Origin of the sequence: Lysobacter sp. Root494, from assembly GCF_001427225.1 — a bacterium.
Lineage (GTDB): Bacteria > Pseudomonadota > Gammaproteobacteria > Xanthomonadales > Xanthomonadaceae > Agrilutibacter.
In genome coordinates this window covers 302,043-318,200 of the sequence record NZ_LMFH01000007.1, presented here as the reverse complement: position 1 = coordinate 318,200, position 16,158 = coordinate 302,043, and the positions used below count along the sequence as shown (strand labels likewise).

At 66.6% G+C, this 16,158-nt stretch carries 15 protein-coding genes; 7 read left to right on the top strand and 8 right to left on the bottom strand.

The window, feature by feature from the left end; genetic code table 11:
- Positions 1 to 16: 16 nt before the first annotated feature.
- From dnaG to rpsU, 4 genes are all read right to left on the bottom strand, one after another.
- Entirely contained in the window at positions 17 to 1,789 is a 1,773-nt protein-coding gene (gene dnaG / locus ASD14_RS12720; RefSeq protein WP_056134354.1) for a DNA primase, read from the bottom strand.
- Between the two features lie 199 nt (positions 1,790 to 1,988).
- Entirely contained in the window at positions 1,989 to 2,501 is a 513-nt protein-coding gene (locus ASD14_RS12715; protein ID WP_056134351.1) for a GNAT family N-acetyltransferase, read from the bottom strand.
- An 85-nt stretch (positions 2,502 to 2,586) separates the two neighbouring features.
- Entirely contained in the window at positions 2,587 to 3,033 is a 447-nt protein-coding gene (locus ASD14_RS12710; RefSeq protein ID WP_056134348.1) for a GatB/YqeY domain-containing protein, read from the bottom strand.
- Positions 3,034 to 3,178: 145 nt separating this feature from the next.
- On the bottom strand, positions 3,179 to 3,394 hold the full coding sequence (rpsU, locus tag ASD14_RS12705; RefSeq protein ID WP_056134345.1) for a 30S ribosomal protein S21: 216 nt from the start codon (positions 3,392 to 3,394) through the stop codon (positions 3,179 to 3,181).
- Between the two features lie 130 nt (positions 3,395 to 3,524).
- On the opposite strand from rpsU, the gene tsaD reads away from it, so the two are divergent.
- The 3 genes from tsaD to folK are packed head-to-tail and all read left to right on the top strand — an operon-like array spanning position 3,525 to position 5,468.
- Positions 3,525 to 4,541, top strand: coding sequence for a tRNA (adenosine(37)-N6)-threonylcarbamoyltransferase complex transferase subunit TsaD (gene tsaD, locus ASD14_RS12700; protein WP_056134342.1), 1,017 nt, complete (start codon positions 3,525 to 3,527; stop codon positions 4,539 to 4,541).
- Positions 4,542 to 4,577: 36 nt separating this feature from the next.
- The gene (gene folB / locus ASD14_RS12695) at positions 4,578 to 4,931 is read left to right on the top strand and encodes a dihydroneopterin aldolase (protein ID WP_056134339.1); all 354 of its coding nucleotides are present in this window, start codon (positions 4,578 to 4,580) and stop codon (positions 4,929 to 4,931) included.
- 54 nt (positions 4,932 to 4,985) lie between these two features.
- Entirely contained in the window at positions 4,986 to 5,468 is a 483-nt protein-coding gene (folK, locus tag ASD14_RS12690) for a 2-amino-4-hydroxy-6-hydroxymethyldihydropteridine diphosphokinase (protein WP_056134336.1), read from the top strand.
- Positions 5,469 to 5,495: 27 nt separating this feature from the next.
- Here folK and ASD14_RS12685 read toward each other — a convergent pair whose 3' ends face one another.
- Positions 5,496 to 6,236: a pteridine reductase gene (locus ASD14_RS12685; RefSeq protein ID WP_056134333.1), complete on the bottom strand. Its 741-nt coding sequence runs from the start codon at positions 6,234 to 6,236 to the stop codon at positions 5,496 to 5,498.
- A 49-nt stretch (positions 6,237 to 6,285) separates the two neighbouring features.
- Between ASD14_RS12685 and ASD14_RS12680 the strand changes: the two genes are divergently transcribed.
- The 3 genes from ASD14_RS12680 (at position 6,286) to ASD14_RS12670 (ending at position 10,786) form a co-directional block, all read left to right on the top strand.
- Complete coding sequence (locus tag ASD14_RS12680) at positions 6,286 to 7,479, top strand: SAM-dependent methyltransferase (protein ID WP_056134330.1); 1,194 nt, start codon at positions 6,286 to 6,288, stop codon at positions 7,477 to 7,479.
- Positions 7,476 to 7,883: a hypothetical protein gene (locus ASD14_RS12675; RefSeq protein WP_056134327.1), complete on the top strand. Its 408-nt coding sequence runs from the start codon at positions 7,476 to 7,478 to the stop codon at positions 7,881 to 7,883. The genes ASD14_RS12680 and ASD14_RS12675 overlap by 4 nt, the downstream gene beginning before the upstream one ends.
- 290 nt (positions 7,884 to 8,173) lie before the next feature.
- Complete coding sequence (locus ASD14_RS12670; protein ID WP_082538971.1) at positions 8,174 to 10,786, top strand: TonB-dependent receptor; 2,613 nt, start codon at positions 8,174 to 8,176, stop codon at positions 10,784 to 10,786.
- Positions 10,787 to 10,972: 186 nt separating this feature from the next.
- Here ASD14_RS12670 and ASD14_RS12665 read toward each other — a convergent pair whose 3' ends face one another.
- From ASD14_RS12665 to ASD14_RS12655, 3 genes are all read right to left on the bottom strand, one after another.
- Positions 10,973 to 12,199, bottom strand: coding sequence for a multifunctional CCA addition/repair protein (locus tag ASD14_RS12665; protein WP_056134324.1), 1,227 nt, complete (start codon positions 12,197 to 12,199; stop codon positions 10,973 to 10,975).
- Positions 12,200 to 12,568: 369 nt separating this feature from the next.
- Positions 12,569 to 12,946: a PH domain-containing protein gene (locus tag ASD14_RS12660; protein ID WP_056134321.1), complete on the bottom strand. Its 378-nt coding sequence runs from the start codon at positions 12,944 to 12,946 to the stop codon at positions 12,569 to 12,571.
- 24 nt (positions 12,947 to 12,970) lie between these two features.
- On the bottom strand, positions 12,971 to 15,064 hold the full coding sequence (locus ASD14_RS12655; RefSeq protein WP_235565406.1) for a lytic transglycosylase domain-containing protein: 2,094 nt from the start codon (positions 15,062 to 15,064) through the stop codon (positions 12,971 to 12,973).
- 190 nt (positions 15,065 to 15,254) lie between these two features.
- Here ASD14_RS12655 and ASD14_RS12650 point away from each other — a divergent pair, with 190 nt between their 5' ends.
- Positions 15,255 to 16,058 (top strand): sulfite exporter TauE/SafE family protein, encoded by an 804-nt coding sequence (locus tag ASD14_RS12650; RefSeq protein ID WP_235565405.1) that lies wholly within the window; start codon positions 15,255 to 15,257, stop codon positions 16,056 to 16,058.
- Positions 16,059 to 16,158: the final 100 nt, after the last annotated feature.

The following is a 16,158-nucleotide window of genomic DNA, read 5'->3' as shown; positions in this document are numbered from 1 at the left end:
AGTCTCAGCGCAACGGCTAGCGCCGGCTCTGCGCGTGCAGCATCAACAGTTCGCGCAACTCCTGCCGCTCGGCTTCCACCAGCGAAGACAGGCGCTTCTGCAGGCCGTCGATGCGCTGCTGGACCGCTTGCGCCTCCAGCCGTGACACCGCGTCGAGGAAGGTCTGCCGCTGCAGGTCCGCATCGTCGAGGATGCGCGAATCGGCCATCGTCACCGCGGTGGATTCGACGCCGCGCAGCATCGCCAGACGGGTGAGCGCGGCGGCTTCGTCGCGATCGGCGAAGTATTCGAGCACGGCTCCGGTGGAGATATCAGGACGTTGCTGCACAAGCTCGATCATTTCCACCAGCAGATCGACGCCGGGCTGCTCGAGCGAGGCGAAGTGCAGCGCCGAAGGCAGCGCGAGCGCGACCGAAGGTTGCTGCAGCAGCAAGGTAATCGCCGTGCGCACCAGCGACGGTTTGTTGCCCTGCGCGCCGTGCAGGCGTGCAGTCGCGCGCTGCACGGGCACGTGCGTTTCCGGCGTGCTTGCGCGCGCGCCCACTCCGGTAAGTTCGGTGAGGCGCTGCTTCATCAGGTCGCCGAAGGCGCCATCGGGAATCTGCGCGAGGAAAGGCTTGGCGCGTTCGGCCAGCCGTCCCTTGCCTTCCAGCGTCGCCAGGTTCACGTCGGTGCCCAGCGAATCGAAGAAGAACTGCGACAGCGGCGTCGCGTCATGCAGGCGCGCTTCGAAACCATCGCGGCCTTCCTTGCGCACCAGCGAATCGGGATCCTCGCCTTCGGGCAGGAACAGGAAGAACGCCTGCCGGCCATCCTTCATGCGCGGCAGCACCGATTCCACCGCCTTCCACGCGGCGCCGCGGCCGGCGCGATCGCCGTCGAAGCAGAAATAGACGTCAGGGGCGTTGCGGAACAGCAGTTCGGCGTGGTCCGGCGTCGTCGCGGTGCCAAGCGTGGCGACGGCCTGCGTCACGCCGTGCTGGAACAGCGCGACCACGTCCATGTAGCCCTCGACGACGATCAGCCGCTCGATCTTGTTGTGCGCCTGGCGCACCTGCCACAGGCCGTAGAGTTCGCGGCCCTTGTGGAACAGCGGTGTTTCGGGCGAATTGAGGTACTTCGGCCCATCATCCTTGTCGAGCACGCGCCCGCCGAATGCGATCACGCGGCCGCGCCGGTCGAAGATCGGGAACATCACCCGGTCGCGGAACTTGTCGTAGACGTGGCCGCGTTCGTTCTTCGAAAACAGGCCGGCGCGTTCGAGCAGCTTCATCCGGCGCTCGTCGGTGCCCAGCGCATCCTTCAGCGCGTTGAAGCCGTCGGGTGCGTAGCCGACCATGAACTGTTCGCGGATCGCTTCGCTGACGTCGCGGCCATCGAGGTAGGCCTGCGCCTTCGCACTCGCGCCGAGCTGCTTGCGGAAGAACTTCGCCGCGGCTTCGACCGCGCTGTAGAGATCGTTGGTTTCCGGATTGACGTTGCGCTGCAGCGTGTCGCGCGGGATCTCCATGCCGACGCGCTTGGCGAGTTCCTCGACGGCATCGACGAATTCGAGCCGGTCGTAATTCATCAGGAACGAGATCGCGGTGCCGTGCGCGCCGCAGCCGAAGCAGTGGTAGAACTGCTTGGTCGGCGATACGGTGAACGACGGCGAACGCTCGTCGTGGAACGGGCAGCGCGCGGAATACTCCTTGCCCTGCCGCTTCAGCGGCACGCGCGCACCGATGATCTCCACGATGTCGGATCGTGCGAGGAGATCGTCGATGAAGGCGTCAGGGATGCGTGCCATGCCGCTCAATATCTCATTGACGCCAACCGGGTGCCGGCTGGGCCGGCGCGCGGTGGCGCGGGGAACACATCGTAAGCCAGTGCCTTCGCGGCGCAGTCCCGCGGAAACGAATCCAGGAACTCACCTTGTGCAGCGCTGCGCCTGCACGCTGTGCTTATCGTGCTGCAAGGCACGTCGTGCTGACGCGGCGCCGGATCACTCACGAAGAGGCGTCGAAGGCGGAGGCGAGCTTCCGCAACGCATCGCCAGTGAGTCGCTGCACGGTCCATTCCTCCAGGCCGATCGCACCGAGCGAGCGATAGAAATCGATCGCCGGCGTATTCCAGTCCAGCACCGACCACTCGAAGCGGCCGCAACCGCGTTCGACGGCAAGCCTTGCCAGGTACGTCATCAGCACCAGGCCGACGCCGCGGCTGCGGAACTCCGGACGCACGAACAGATCCTCGAGATACAGGCCGCGCCGGCCCAGCCATGTCGAGAAGTTATGGAAGAACAGGGCGAAGCCGGCAGGCCGGCCGTCGGCTTCGGCGATTACCACTTCCGCACCGGGACGTTCGCCGAAGAGCTCGGTCTCCAGCATCGATTCGGTCGCGAGCACCGCGTCGGGTTCGCGCTCGTACTCGGCGAGCGCGCGGATGAAGTCGAGGATCAGCGGCACGTCGTCGCGGGTCGCGAGGCGCAAGGTCACGCCGGGGCGGGAAGTCGGGATCATGGTTCGGCGGCTCTCCGGAATGATGAAGCCGGGCAGGGCCCGGCTTCGTCATGGTGCCATCGCCGCCGGAAAGGCGGCGCAGGGCCTACTTCGAAAGACGCTGCTTCACCAGCGCCGACACCTGGCCCATGTCGGCCTGGCCGGCCAGCTTGGGCTTGAGCACGCCCATCAGCTTGCCCATGTCGGCGGGACCCGTGGCGCCCGTCTCGGCGATGGCCGCGTCGATCGCAGCCAGGACCTCGGCTTCGCCCATCTTTTCCGGCAGGTAGCGCTCGATCACGACCATCTCGGAGCGCTCGATCGCGGCCAGGTCCTCGCGGTTGGCGGCTTCGTACTGGCTGATCGAGTCCTTGCGCTGCTTGACCGCCTTCTCCAGCACGGCGATGACGCCGGCGTCGTCCAGCTCGATGCGCTCGTCGACTTCGCGCTGCTTGATCGCGGCGTTGATCAGGCGGATCACGCCCAGGCTGTCCTTGTCGCCGCTCTTCATGGCGGCCTTCATGTCGTCGGTGAGGCGTTGCTTGAGGGACATGGAATGCTCCTGAATCAAGGAAGGGCGGGGAAAGCGGACCGGAAACCGGTGCCCATTCCCGAATGCCAGAAATGCAAAAAGCCGGCGGCGCTGGTGCGCGGCCGGCTTCTGCCATGAACGTCAGCGGGCTTGGCCCGCCGGACGATCAGTACAGGCGCTGACGCTTGGTGACGTCGCGCGAGCTGCGGCGCGCTTGACGCTTCACCGCAGCGGCAGCCTTGCGCTTGCGTTCCTGCGTCGGCTTCTCGTAGAACTCGCGCTTGCGGGTCTCGGCCAGGACGCCGGCCTTTTCGCAGGTGCGCTTGAAGCGGCGGAGCGCAAACTCGAAGGGCTCGTTTTCGCGGACTTTGACGCTGGGCATACGTAATCTCGTTGGTGGACCGGCCCGGTAGGACCGGGAGAGCCGCGTATGATAGCGGCCCTGTCCCGCTACGTGCAACCACCTGTCGCGCGGGCTGCAATTGTCCCGCATCCGCCCCATATCCAGGCCCATGAACGTCCTCGGCATCGAAACCAGTTGCGACGAAACCGGTGTCGCCGTCTTCGGCACCGGCGAAGGCCTGCTTGCCCACGCGATCTATAGCCAGATCGCCCTGCACGCCGAATACGGCGGAGTGGTGCCGGAACTGGCCAGCCGCGACCACGTCCGCAAGCTGCTCCCGCTGATCCGGCAGACCCTGGACGAAGCCGGCCTGGCCATCGCGGACATCGACGGCGTGGCCTACACCGCGGGTCCGGGGCTGGTCGGCGCGCTGCTGGTGGGTGCGGGCGTGGCGCGTTCGCTGGCCTGGGCCCTCGATGTCCCGGCGATCGGCGTCCACCACATGGAAGGCCACTTGCTCGCCCCGCTGATGGAGGACGCGAGCACGCAGCCACCCTTCGTCGCCCTGCTCGTGTCGGGCGGCCACACCCAGCTGGTCGCGGTCGAGGCCATCGGCCGTTACCGCCTGCTGGGCGAGACGCTGGACGACGCCGCGGGCGAGGCCTTCGACAAGACCGCCAAGATGATGGACCTGCCGTATCCGGGCGGCCCGCAGCTGGCGGCGCTCGCCGAACAGGGGCGCCCCGGCATCTTCAGGTTCGCGCGGCCGATGACCGACCGGCCCGGGCTCGATTTCAGCTTCAGCGGACTGAAGACGCAGGTGCTGCTGGCCTGGCGCGACAGCGATCGCTCGGCGCAGACCCGAGCCGACATCGCCCGCGCCTTCGAGGATGCCGTCGTCGACACGCTGGCGATCAAGTGCGAGCGCGCGCTGGACGCGACCGGCTTCGAGACGCTGGTGATCGCCGGCGGCGTGGGCGCCAACAAGCGCCTGCGCGCGAAGCTGCAGGCGATGGCGGAGAAGCGCGGCGGCCGCGTGAGCTTCCCGCGGCCGATGTTCTGCACCGACAACGGCGCGATGATCGCCTATGCCGGCGCGCTGCGGCTGCAGGCCGGGCAGCACAGCGATGCTTCGGTACGGGTGACGCCACGCTGGGACATGGCGACGTTGCCGGAAGTCGCGTAGCTTCTGCGCCGCTTCAACCACAGGTACCGCGGACGCATGGACAAGGTCTTCATCGAAGCGCTCGAGATCGAAGCGCTGATCGGCATCTACGACTGGGAACGGCGCATCCGCCAGCCGTTGCTGTTCGACATCGAGATGAGCTTCGACAATCGCATTCCGGCGGCGAGCGATGCGATCGGCGACACGCTGAACTACAAGGCGGTGAGCAAGCGCGTGATCGAATACGTGTCGCAATCCGGGTTCGGCCTGGTGGAGACGCTGGCCGAACGCGTGGCCGCGATCATCCTCGACGAATTCGGCGTGCAACACGTGCGGTTGAAGCTCAGCAAGCCCGGCGCGGTGCGCGGTGCGCGGGCAGTCGGCGTAATCATCGAGCGCAGCAAGGCCTGACTGCTCGTACCAACGGCTATTTCGCGCCGGTGGCATCAACACCACAATGACGGCATGAGCAAGGCCTACCTCAGTCTCGGCAGCAACCGCGAACCCGAACGGCACCTGCGCGCCGCGATCGCCGCGCTGCGCAAGCACTTCGGCGAAGTCGTGCTGTCGCCGGTGTATCGCACGCGGGCGGTCGGCTTCGACGGCGGCGATTTCCTCAATGCCGCAGCGATCATCGATACCACCCTCGATCCGTTTGCATTGAACGACTGGCTGCATGCGCTCGAAGACGCGCACGGTCGCGATCGCAGCGGCCCGCGTTACGGCGACCGTACGCTCGACATCGACATCGTGTTGTTCGACGACCTGGTGCTCGAAGGCGAATGCCACCTGCAGATCCCGCGCGCGGAGCTGAAGCATGCGTTCGTGCTGAAGCCATTGGCGGACATCGCGCCGGAAGTGGTCGTGCCGGGAACCACGCACACGCTCGCCGGATTGTGGTCGGTGCATCCGGATCGCGATGCACCGATGCCCGTGGTTACGCTTTAGAGCCAGCGGACCTCGCGCGCGCTTCGTTCACGCGTCGAGCAACCGCCCGCCATCCAGGTGCAGCACCTGCCCGGTGCAGTAGCGCGCATCCTGCAGCAGCCAGCGCACCGCTTCGGCGACATCTTCAGGCGTGCCCATGCGTCCCAGCGGCGTGCGCGCGAGCAGCGCCTTCTGCCGGGATTCGTCTGCATCGCCATCGGGCCACAGGATGGCGCCGGGCGACACCGCGTTGACGCGCACGTCGGGGCCGAGTTCGAGCGCCAGCGACTTCGTCATCATGATCAGCGCGGCCTTGGCCATGCAGTAGATCGTGTGAGCGCGCAGCGGTCGCTCGCCGTAGATATCGGTGAGGTTGACGATGGAGCCGCGCGCAGCCGCCAGGTGCGGCGCCGCGGCCTGCGCGAGGAAAAACGGCGCACGCGCATTGCTCGCGAACAGCGCATCCCACTGCGCCGGCGTCGCCGTGCCGATCGGCGTCGGTGCGAAACCGGATGCGTTGTTGACCAGCGCGTCCAGGCGGCCGAAGCGACCAATCGTGCGCGCGACGAGTTCCGGCAGCCGGTCGAAGTCGGCAAGGTCGGCCTGCTGCACGAAGGTGCTGCCCGCGCACGCGGATTCCAATTCGGCCGCGAGTGCATCGGCTTCCGCGCGTGACTGGCGGCAGTGCAGCGCGAGGTCGTAACCGGCCGCATGCAGCGTGCGCGCGATCGCCGCGCCGATGCGGCGGGCACTGCCGGTGACCAGGGCGACGGGGCGGGCGTTGTCCATGCGGCTCCTTCTTCGCGGCATTGTGCCTGCCGCACAGGGATAATGCGGCATGACTTCGAGCCGCACGACTTCACTTCCCCTCCCCGATGCCGACGCGCTCGCCCACAGCGAACGCCTCGCCGGCCTGATCCGCAACGAGATCGCGACCAACGAAGGCGCGATTCCGTTTTCGCGCTTCATGGAACTCGCGCTGTATGCGCCCGGGCTGGGTTATTACAGCGCCGGTGCGCGCAAGTTCGGCCACGAAGGCGATTTCGTCACCGCGCCCGAGCTCGGTCCGATCTTCGCGGCGTGCATCGCCGAGAGCGTCGCGCCGGTGCTGCAGCAGATCGGACCGAGTGCGGTGTTCTTCGAGCTGGGTGGCGGTAGCGGCGCGTTCGCCGAAGTCGCGCTCAAGCGCCTGCTCGAACTCGACGCGCTGCCCGATCGTTACCTGGTCCTCGAACCCAGCGCCGACCTGCGCGAGCGCCAGCGCGAGCGCCTGCAACAGAACCTGTCGCCGATGCTGTTCGAACTGGTCGAATGGCCCGACGGCCCATTGCCGGGCGAATGGAGCGGCGTGCTGTTCGCGAACGAAGTGATCGATGCATTGCCGACGCCACGCTTCGCGATCCGCGATGGCGAGGTGTACGAGGAATACGTCGTGGTCGAGGGCGATGGTTTCGCGCGCACGCTGCGGCCCGCCGATGCCTTCCTGGGCAACGCGGTGCGCCATGTCGAGCACCGCCTCGAACGCGCCTTCGCGGACGGGTACCGATCCGAAGTGCTGCCGCAGCTGCCGTACTGGATCCAGGCGGTGTCCGGCGGCATGCAGCGCGGTGCGATGCTGTTCGTCGACTACGGCCATCCGCGCGGCGAGTTCTACGAACCCGAACGCAGCGACGGCACCTTGCGCGCGTATTACCGCCATCGCACGCATGCCGACCCGCTGCTGTGGCCGGGATTGCAGGACCTCACCGCATCGGTCGACTTCACCGCGCTGGCCGAAGCCGGCGTGGCTGCCGGGTTCGACTTCGCCGGCTACTGCTCGCAGGCGAGTTTCCTGCTCGGCAACGGCATGGCGGGCGTCCTCGAACGCATCGAGCGCATGAAGGATCCCGCCGAGCAGCAGCATCGCCGCAACGAAGTGAAGAAGCTCACCCTGCCCAGCGAAATGGGCGAACGCTTCCAGGTGATGGGCTTCGAGAAGGACGTGGAGTTCGGCATCGCCTTCATGGCGGGCGACCTGAGCTTCCGCCTGTGAGTGCGCTGCGCGCGTTCCATTGGCCGCGGCTGTGGGTGGGGTTGTGGGTGCTGATGATCGCCGCGGTCGTCACCGGCTCGCTCGTGCCCTCGGATGAGTTGCCGAGGATGCTGTTTCCCGGCGCCGACAAGCTGCAGCACATGGCGGGCTACGCCACGTTGTCGGGTTACGCGGTAATGCTGTTCGCCGACCGCCGCGGGCGTGGAATGGCGGCCGTCGGGCTGGTGCTGCTCGGGGTGCTCATCGAGGGCGCGCAATCGGCGCTGACCACCTCGCGGCAGGCCGATCCGATGGACATGCTGGCCAACCTGTTGGGCGTCGGGCTGGGCCAGGCGCTCGCAGCAACCGGTATCGCGGGTTGGCTGCTGCGCATCGATTCGCGACTGGCGGCAGGGCGTCGCTAAAGTCCCGGCAGGCGCCTGTTAGCGCTACTCCCGGCTCTGTTCTGTCGGTCACGGCACTGCTTCGTCGCACGCTTCTGTGCGACAAACGACCGATCGCGCAAATTATCCCGGCACTTTTTGCAAAGTTGATTCGCAATCAGTTAAGAATGCGTTCAACCGATTGCAGCGTGGCCACTCGGTAGCTCCTGAAACGCCCGGTTCGTGGGTGTTTACGACAAAAGCCACGCACACCGCCTAGGGAGAGCTGACAGATGAAAACGGGTTCGCGTCACGTTGCCAGCAGAAATTCGATGTCGATCGCCATTCGCCGGGCCCTGTGGGGCGGCGCCGTAATCGCACTGGTCGGTTCCGCCAGCGCCTATGCGCAGGACGCCGCACCCACCCAGGACACCACCACGACCGCCCAGGCCCAGGAGCCTGCCGCGGCGCCCGCGGCACAGGCCACGGGCGAGAAGACCACCACGCTGGAGACCGTATCGGTCCTCGGCAGCCGCACCAAGCCGCGCACGGCGGCCGAATCGGCGGTGCCGATCGACATCCTCGGCGGCGAGGAATTCCACAACCAGCCGTCCGTCGACCTGATGGACAAGATGCGCACCCTGGTTCCGGCGTTCAACGTCAGCACCATCCCGATCGACGACGCCGCTTCGCTGGTACGACCGGCGAACCTGCGCGGCCTGCCGCCGGACAACACCCTGATCCTGGTGAACGGCAAGCGCCGCCACCGCGCTGCCGTCATCACCTTCCTCGGCCACGGCGTGTCCGATGGCGCGCAGGGCCCGGATATTTCGGTGTTCCCATCCATGGCGATCGAGCAGGTGGAAGTCCTGCGTGATGGCGCCGCCGCGCAGTACGGTTCCGATGCCATCGCCGGCGTGATCAACTTCGGCCTGAAGCGGCTCGACCATGGCGGCTCCGTCGAAGCGTTCGCCGGCGAGTACTACGAAGGCGATGGTGCCACCCAGCAATACGGTGCCCAGCTCGGCATGCCGCTGACCTCCAACGGTTTCGCCACGCTCACCGCCGAATGGCGTTCCGCCGATCCGACCTCGCGCAGCATCCAGCGCGACGACGCGGCTGCCGACGCGGCGGCCGGCTATCCGGGCGTGCGCAACCCGGCACAGGTCTGGGGTTCGCCGCAGGTCCACGAGGACATGAAGTTCGTCGCCAATTTCGGCATCTCCGGTGAGAGCTTCGACTTCTACGGTTTCGGCAACTACGCCAAGCGCGACGTCGAAGGCGGCTTCTACTACCGGGATCCCACCGCGCGTGCCGGCGTGTTTTCGAACGACGGCGGCAACACGCTGCTGATCGGCGACCTCAACACCGCCAACGCGGTGACCTGCCCGACCATCGCTTTGCGCGACGGCAGCGGCAACCTGATTCCGTACAGCGTCGTGGGCGCCGCAGTCGCCGCATTGCCGGCGGAATGCTTCACCTTCCTGTCGCAGTTCCCAGGCGGCTTCACCCCACAGTTCGGCGGGCGGATGGAAGACAGCTCGCTGGTGCTGGGCGTAAAGGGTGTGTGGGGCGACGGCTGGCACTGGGATATCAGCGGCAGCCGCGGCGAGAACAAAATCAACTTCTACATGCTCAACACGATCAACGCGTCGTTGGGGCCGGACCAGCCGGGCGACAACGAGTTCGCTCCCGGCGGCAACACGCAGACCGAGACCAACTTCAACTTCGACATCGCCAGGGATTTCGATACCGGCTTCACCAGCGGACCGCTGGGCGTGGCGATGGGCGTGGAATGGCGCCGCGAAGAGTTCGAGATTCGCGCGGGCGATTACGCTTCGTATGCGATCGGGCCGTTGGTGTCGCAGGGTTTCTCCCTCGGCTCGAACGGCTTCAACGGCTTCAATCCGCGCACGGCCGGTAGCCACAGCCGCGACAACTGGGCTGCGTATATCGACGTCGAGGCACCGTTCACCGACCAGTTCACGCTGGCGGCGGCGGTCCGGCACGAGGACTTCGAGGATTTCGGCGGCACCACCAACTGGAAGCTGACCGGGCGCTACGACTTCACCGACGCCTTCGCCCTGCGCGGCGCTCTGAGCACCGGTTTCCGCGCCCCGACGCCCGGCCAGGCCAACGCCGAGCAGGTGACCACGTCCTTCATCAACGGCGCGTTGCGTGACACGGCGGTGCTGTCGCCGAACAACGCGATCGCCCAGTTCTACGGCGCCGAACCGCTGACGCCGGAAGAATCGAAGAACGCGTCGCTCGGCCTGGTGTGGAACAGCGGCGGCTGGCTGGTCACGGCCGACGCGTACCAGATCAAGACGGAAGACCGCATCGCACTCAGCGCCTTCTTCACGGTGAGCGATGCGGATCGCGCGGCGCTGGTCGCCGCCGGGCATCCTGAAGCGGCGTCGATCAGCGAGGTGCAGTTCTTCGTCAACGACTTCGACACCACCACGTCCGGCCTGGACCTGGTCACCAGCTACGACAGCGATCATTTCGGCGGCAAGACCACCTATTCGGTGGCGGCCAACTGGAACCGGACCGAGGTCGACGACTTCACACCAGGCATCATTACCCCGGTGCGCATCAAGAAGCTGGAAGAATCGCTGCCGCGCACCAAGGGCTACTTCAGCGTCAACCACCAGCGCGAGGTGTTCCATGCCAATGCGCGGGTGAACTACTACGGCTCGTTCTTCGAGGACCACCTCGACGACGGCAGCCTGCCGATCTACGAAGACAGCGCGGTGACCGTGGATGCGGAGATCGGCTGGAAGTTCGCGTCGGGCCTGTACGTCGATGTCGGCGCGCAGAACCTGTTCGACAAGGTTCCGAACGAGAGTCCGTATGCCGGCATCGCCGGTGCGCAGTATCCGTCGCATACGCCATATGGCTTCAACGGTGGCTTCTACTACGCGCGGGTGGGTTACAAGTTCTGAGTGCGCAGGCACTGCTGAGCGAAGCGTCATCGCAACGGACATCGGGCGGCTTCGGCCGCCCGGTGTGTTTCAGGGGCCCGGTCGTGCGATCTGGTTGGTTTCAGGGTGAGGCGGAAGCACCGGCCAAGCCCGGCACCCTACGGAAGTAAAAAAACAGCGAGCTTCGCTCTACAGCTCGCGAATCCCTCAGGGTTTCTTGCCGGTAGCCGCCGCAATCGCGGCGATGCGCGCCTTGCGCATAGCTTCGCCAAGTTCCGGGCCCTGCAGTTCGCCCGGCACGTCGCTGGCACGAATGGCCATCGCCGCGGCATGCGCGTCGCGCAGCAGCCGGCCCGACGGGTAATCGACATCGGACAGGCCGGCACGGCCGCGCTTGTCGGCTTCGCACGCCAATGCGATGCGCGGAATCCGTTCCGGGCGGCGGAAGCCATCGCAGCGCGAAATCAATTCGAACACCGTCGACGCGCGCAGTTCGGGAAGCCGGTGCACGTTGAGGTGATCGCGGCAGACGCATTCGGCGAGCTGGCGGTGTTCGAGCGGCACCTTCATGCGTTCGCACAGAGCGCGCAATGGCGCGAGTCCCGCGCTTTCGTGGCCGATGTGCCTGGGCAGCACGTGCTCGGGCGTCAGCGCCTTGCCCAGATCGTGGGTGAGCGCGCAGAAGCCAACGAGCTCATCGCCTGGGGCGAGTTGCGCCGCCATGTCGCAGACGAGTTCGACATGCACGCCGGTATCGACTTCCGGGTGATATTCCGCGCGCTGTGGCACGCCATACAATGCTTCGACCTCCGGCAGCACGACCGCGAGCGCGCCGCAGTCGTGCAGCGTGCGCAGGAAGGCGGACGGTTTTTCGCTGGTGATCGCGCGGCGCAGCTCCTGCCAAACGCGTTCGGCGGTGAGTTCGGCGAGTTCGCCACTGGCGACCATCTCGCGCATCAGCGCCATGGTTTCCGGCGCGATGGTGAAACCGAGGCCAGCGAAGCGCGCCATGAAACGCGCTGCGCGCAGCACGCGGAGCGGGTCTTCGCCGAAAGCGGGGCTGACGTGGCGCAGCACGCGTGCTTCGATATCGCGAACGCCGCCATACGGGTCGATGAGGTGGCCTTCCTCGTCTTCGGCGATCGCATTGATGGTGAAGTCGCGCCGCTGGAGGTCTTCTTCGAGCGTCACCGCCGGGTCGGCATCGACGACGAAACCGCGGTAACCGCGCCCGGATTTGCGCTCGGTGCGCGCGAGTGCGTGTTCCTCGCCGGTTTCCGGATGCAGGAACACGGGAAAGTCGCGGCCCACCGCCTTGAAGCCCGCGGCTTCCATCGTTGCCTGCGTTTCGCCGACGACCACGAAGTCGCGATCGCCGTGGCCGAGGCCCAGCAGGCGATCACGAACGGCGCCGCCGACGAGATAGGTCTTCATGCGGCGAGTTTAAGGGACCCAGCTGGACCTGAGCGTTTGCTCCGCATTTCCCGCGCCCCGCCTGCTGGGAGAGAGCAACAACAAAAAGCGCCACTCATCCGCCCGTTCCTCATCCGTTTCGACCTTCTCCCACCATGCGGGGAGAAGGGGACACATTCGCCTGCTTCGCATTGGTCTTGCATCTCCCTCGCCCCGCTTGCGGGGAGAGGGACCGCGCCGCGGAGCGGCGCAGGGTGAGGGGAGGCGGCGCTTGCCACAGGAGCAACAGTAAAGCGCTCCTCATCCGTCCATTCCTCAACGGGCTATGGCCCGTTTCAACTTCTTCCCGCCATGTGGAGAAGGAAACACGCATGCGGGAGAGAGAAGCGATCAGCGCGGCGCATGCTGCGCAAGCAGCGCAACGATCTCCTGCGCACCCGCGTTCCGCCCGAGGCTCCGCGTGATCGGCGCAGGCTGCCCCGACAACCAGATACGCAGTTCGGCTTCCATGTCGAAGTGTCCCGCGGTTTCGATCGAGAACATCACGATGCTGCGGTAGGGCACGCTCAGGTACTCGACCTTGCTGCCGGTGACGCCCTGTTTGTTGACGAAGATGAGGCGGCGATCGGTGAACACCATCAGGTCGCGGATCAGGCCAAACGCGCGTTGCAGCTGTTCGCCGGGAGCGAGCAGCGGAGTGAATTCCTCGGCCAGCTTGTCGAGGTTCTTTTCGCTGGCGTGGCCCAGCAACGTATCGATCAATCCCATGGGATCACCTTTGCAGCGAAGCGCTCAGCGGCGCTTCTCCGGTTTCACCGGCGCGGAGGGCGGCGTCGCAGGAATAGAAGGCGCCGGCGCAACCGCGAGCGGACAGACGAACTTCTTGCGTGGCCCATTGAGTCGCCCACGCATGCGTTCGGTAAGACTCAGCGTGTTGCCGTTGAGACGCCAGTCGTAGAGCACGCTGAAGGCGAGCACGCGCGCCACGTAGTCACGCGTCTCCTTGTAGCTGATGGTTTCGATCCAGAAGTCCGGATCCATGCCGGGACGTTGCGACTGCCAGCGCGCGAGCGGCGCGGGACCGGCGTTGTAACCGGCAATCGCCTGGTACGGCTGGCCGCCGTACTTGTCGAGTAGTTGCCGCAGGTAAGCAGTGCCGAGGACGATGTTGGTGTCCGGGTCGTAGAGCGAATCCGCGCCACCCCATTGCAACCCGAGCGTGCGCGCAACCGCGGCGCCGGTGCCCGGCAGCACCTGCATGAGGCCCATTGCATTCGCACCGGAGCGCGCGCGTGGATCGAACACGCTTTCGGCGCGGATCTCGCCGGCGACCCACGCCGGATCGAGGCGGTTGTTCACGGCTTCGCGGCGGATCGTGGCGTCGTGGTGCAGCGGAAAGCGCAGCGTGTAGAGGCGAAGCTCATCCGGCCGAGGCTCGCCCGCCGGCGTCTTGCCAAGCGCGAACACCGCGCGGTCGAACCAGCCGTGCGATTGCGCGACTTCCACCGCGAGCCGGCGCTGGGTGTCGTCGAAACGGGCGAGCGCGTCATCCCATTCGCGCGTGGCCCAGCCGCGGCGATCGATGCGGTACAGGCCGACCGCGCGCACCAGCGCCGGATCGCGCGCCACGGCATCGCGCTGCGCATCAGCGTCGTTCGGCATCCAGGGGCACAGGGTGTAGGACGCATTGATGCGATCGGCGGCGAGGAAGCCGTGGAATTCGGCCTTGTTCGCCGCTTCGCGATACAGGCGCTGCGCGGTCGTCCTGTCGCCAGCGAGTTCGGCAAGCCGTGCCTCGAAATACTGCCAACGCGAGTCGCTGCGTTGCTTGTCGCCCATCTTGCGGATCGCCGCGAGTGCGGCCGGCCAGTCCGAGCGCGACATCGCTTCGCGCGCGCGCCATTCGTGCAGGCGTTCGTCGTAGGCGGACTCGGGCACATTGGCGAGGCGCTGCGCCGACTCGGGCTCGTACGAAGCCACCGTCCACAGCGCCGCCTGGTACAGCACGCGGCCGCGGTCCTCGTCGGTGAAACCAAAGGCCTGCGCGTACTGCGGCAACTGCGCTTCTCCGGCCATCGGCACGGACTTGGCGAGGCGCGCGAGTCCGTACGATGCCATGCGACGGCTACGGTCGGTCTTCGGCCACTCGAGTGCGCGCGTGTGGATCGCATCGATGAAGGCCGCGTAGTCGTTGGCGAGCGCGGCGTCCTGCGTGGAGAGTCCGCCTGCCGCGCTGCGCATGACGCCGGTCTGCCATTCGGCTGCGGCCTTGTCGATGCGTTCCCAGCGCAGTTCCGGGGCCAGCCCCCCCTTGGCAGCGAGCGCTTCGAACACCGGATCGCAGTTGGACGGCAACGGTTTGGCGGCGCCGCGCCACAGCGACTGCACGTCACCAATCCACTGCGCGTCATCGCGGTTGAGCGCTTGGCGTGCCTGCAACTCGGCGCAACGCAGTTCCGTGTTCTTCGCGATCGACGGCTTCCACGCAGCGAGCAGCGCGGACCAGTCCTTGCGGCGCGAACTTTCCGCGACCCAGATTTCGCGGAACGTTTCGGCCGCGGCCTGGCCCGCATAGCGCGTCAGGAACGACTGCGCCTGGGTGCCGGTGACCGAGTCGATATTGCGGCGCAGGTTGGCGTATTCGATCCACGCGTACAGCGGATGGCGGGCAAGGTCACCGTATTGCGCGGCGTCGAACTCGCCGCGTTCGGCGGCTTCGATCGCGGCTTCGACACGCAACAGTTGCGGATCGGCCGTGACGATCGCGGCGGCCACGGCATGCAGCGGTGCCTGGCTGTTCCATCGCAGCGACGACGTGCCGGAGGACGAGGGCAGGGCTCCGGCAACGAGCGCTGCAAGCATAGTGAACAGGATGCGGGGGAGCATGTGCCCGACTATAGCCGAGGCAGGTGAATGGGCGGTTGGTGCGCGAAATGCGCCGTTTTGCTGCGGGCAGGCTTCAGCGCGCCGATGTCTCCGCGGGCATTGGCGCCGCTTCGCATGGATGCATGCCTTCGTCCTTGTCGCGCACGCTACGATCGCCGCTTCGCCACGCTTGATCGAGAACGGAGTGACCGTGTTCGTATCGTTGCTGTTGTTCCTTGCACTGGGCGCGATCGCCGGCGTGCTTGCGGGATTGCTGGGTGTCGGCGGTGGCCTGGTCCTCGTGGCTGCGCTCGCATGGATGCTGCCGGGTGTCGGTGTGCCGAAGGAAGCCGCGATGCATGCCGCGCTGGCCAGTTCACTCGCAAGCATCGTGCTCACCGCCGCGGCGTCGGCGCGCGCGCACCACGGTCGCGGCAGCGTGCTGTGGCCGACGGTGCGCTGGATGATTCCCGGATTGCTGCTCGGCGGCTGGTTGGGCAGCGGCGTGGCGGTGCGCATCGACGGCGACGCATTGCGCTGGATCGTCGCCGGCTACTGCCTGATCGCTGCGGCGCAGTTGACCTTCGGCGGCACGCGGGCAGTCGCGGGCGGAGCTGAAGTCGCGGCCCCGCACGGCGCGCCGATGACGCTGGCGGGCGTCTTCATCGGCGCCGTGTCGGCCGTGGTCGGTATCGGAGGCGGCAGCATGACCGTGCCGTTGCTGGTCTGGCGCGGGGTCAAGCCGGTGCGTGCGGTCGGGACTTCGTCCGCCTGTGGTGTGGCAATCGGCCTGGCCAGTGCAGTGGGCTATGCCCTGCATGCGCCGCATGGTGCACTGCCGCAATACGCCGTTGGCTACGTCTATCTCCCTGCCGCGATTGGCGTGGCAGCGGCATCGGTGCTGGCTGCGCCGTATGGAATGCGGCTGGCGCATCGGCTCGATGGAACGAGCCTGAAGCGCGTGTTTGCGGGGTTCCTGATCGCTGTCGCAATGAGCCTGGCGCTGGCGGCCTAGAACTTGTCGAAACGTGCCTGTGCGATTTACGGGCACCGGCTATGCACTTTGCCGCTTGTGTCGGTTTTACTAATTGTTTACAAGTTCAGAGCGCAACGAC

Bases quoted from the DNA above. Each gene is read 5' to 3' on its own strand.
- dnaG (WP_056134354.1), bottom strand. From the start codon at position 1,789: ATGGCACGCATCCCTGACGCCTTCATCGACGATCTCCTCGCACGATCC.
- ASD14_RS12715 (WP_056134351.1), bottom strand. From the start codon at position 2,501: ATGATCCCGACTTCCCGCCCCGGCGTGACCTTGCGCCTCGCGACCCGC.
- ASD14_RS12710 (WP_056134348.1), bottom strand. From the start codon at position 3,033: ATGTCCCTCAAGCAACGCCTCACCGACGACATGAAGGCCGCCATGAAG.
- rpsU (WP_056134345.1), bottom strand. From the start codon at position 3,394: ATGCCCAGCGTCAAAGTCCGCGAAAACGAGCCCTTCGAGTTTGCGCTC.
- tsaD (WP_056134342.1), top strand. From the start codon at position 3,525: ATGAACGTCCTCGGCATCGAAACCAGTTGCGACGAAACCGGTGTCGCC.
- folB (WP_056134339.1), top strand. From the start codon at position 4,578: ATGGACAAGGTCTTCATCGAAGCGCTCGAGATCGAAGCGCTGATCGGC.
- folK (WP_056134336.1), top strand. From the start codon at position 4,986: ATGAGCAAGGCCTACCTCAGTCTCGGCAGCAACCGCGAACCCGAACGG.
- ASD14_RS12685 (WP_056134333.1), bottom strand. From the start codon at position 6,236: ATGGACAACGCCCGCCCCGTCGCCCTGGTCACCGGCAGTGCCCGCCGC.
- ASD14_RS12680 (WP_056134330.1), top strand. From the start codon at position 6,286: ATGACTTCGAGCCGCACGACTTCACTTCCCCTCCCCGATGCCGACGCG.
- ASD14_RS12670 (WP_082538971.1), top strand. From the start codon at position 8,174: ATGTCGATCGCCATTCGCCGGGCCCTGTGGGGCGGCGCCGTAATCGCA.
- ASD14_RS12665 (WP_056134324.1), bottom strand. From the start codon at position 12,199: ATGAAGACCTATCTCGTCGGCGGCGCCGTTCGTGATCGCCTGCTGGGC.
- ASD14_RS12660 (WP_056134321.1), bottom strand. From the start codon at position 12,946: ATGGGATTGATCGATACGTTGCTGGGCCACGCCAGCGAAAAGAACCTC.
- ASD14_RS12655 (WP_235565406.1), bottom strand. From the start codon at position 15,064: ATGCTCCCCCGCATCCTGTTCACTATGCTTGCAGCGCTCGTTGCCGGA.